The 864-nt window shown below is 49.5% G+C and carries 2 protein-coding genes; both read right to left on the bottom strand.

Features of this window, described 5'->3' with window-relative positions; all coding sequences use genetic code 11:
* Positions 1 to 247 (bottom strand): hypothetical protein (locus ACFQZR_RS20725; RefSeq protein ID WP_379349475.1); only part of this gene is annotated, 247 nt, incomplete at its 3' end.
* Positions 248 to 252: 5 nt separating this feature from the next.
* A partial coding sequence (locus tag ACFQZR_RS20720) for an alpha-L-rhamnosidase C-terminal domain-containing protein (protein WP_379349473.1) occupies positions 253 to 864 on the bottom strand: 612 nt, incomplete at its 5' end.

The raw sequence follows: 864 nt of genomic DNA, 5'->3' as shown, positions 1-864 counted from the left end.
TCACCTTAACCTTCACGTAGACATCATATAACGTGCCAGGCTTCAGATGAGAGAAATCCCAATTCATATACTGAATATTCCATCCCGTATTATCGTTAGCCATTCGGGCGGAATATTGGTCTGGTGCCGTGGAGTCAGCCATTCGCGCTGCTCCATTGAAGAAAGTGAACGCACTGTCCTGTATAGATTCATCTTGCGCATGAACGTTATTCGTGCCAAACCAGAGTGCTCCCATCAGAACCATCAAGGATACTAATCCTTTTCCGATACCCTTCGTTTCGACTCGACCTCTCTATTGGATGAATTCTTACTTCGGTATTCCACCCTCAGTTCGTAGCCCTTCGGTGCTTCAGTTATGATCTCAACCTCCGGCGGCGCTTCAATTCTTAGTTTTAACAGACCTGCCTCTTCGACCCTCCAGGAGACATCAATACGTCCGCCATGAGGCAGTGGCACAGAGCCGGAAGCCCATCGCAGCCCGCAGGGCTCAGGAGCAACCCTCACATTGGACCACCCCGGGGTAACACCCTGAACACCAAGGACATAAGCACCGAGGAAATAAGCCGGTCCCGCCGACCAAGCATGACAATGGCTGCGCGTCATTACCTTTGGATTCGTGTAGAACCCGCTCCAAGGATACATCTCCCAACACGTGGTGGCATCATTCTCGATCATGAATCCGTAATTGCACTGCATATCTTTCATGAGCATATCAAGACGTCCCATCTTAGCCAAAGCCTCGTAATAGAAGAAGGACATGAAGGGACTCCCGACCTGCACGAAGTCTTTCGGCGTTTCAATGATATATGGTTTGATGATCTCCAGTCTGTCTCCCTTCGCGATATCGCATAGAAAGGCTACAAT

The organism is Paenibacillus sp. GCM10027629, assembly GCF_042676425.1.
In the GTDB taxonomy this organism is placed as follows: Bacteria; Bacillota; Bacilli; order Paenibacillales; family Paenibacillaceae; genus Paenibacillus_K; species Paenibacillus_K terrigena.
The sequence above is the reverse complement of the archived record's forward strand: the minus strand, read 5'-3'. Positions and strand labels throughout refer to the sequence as shown.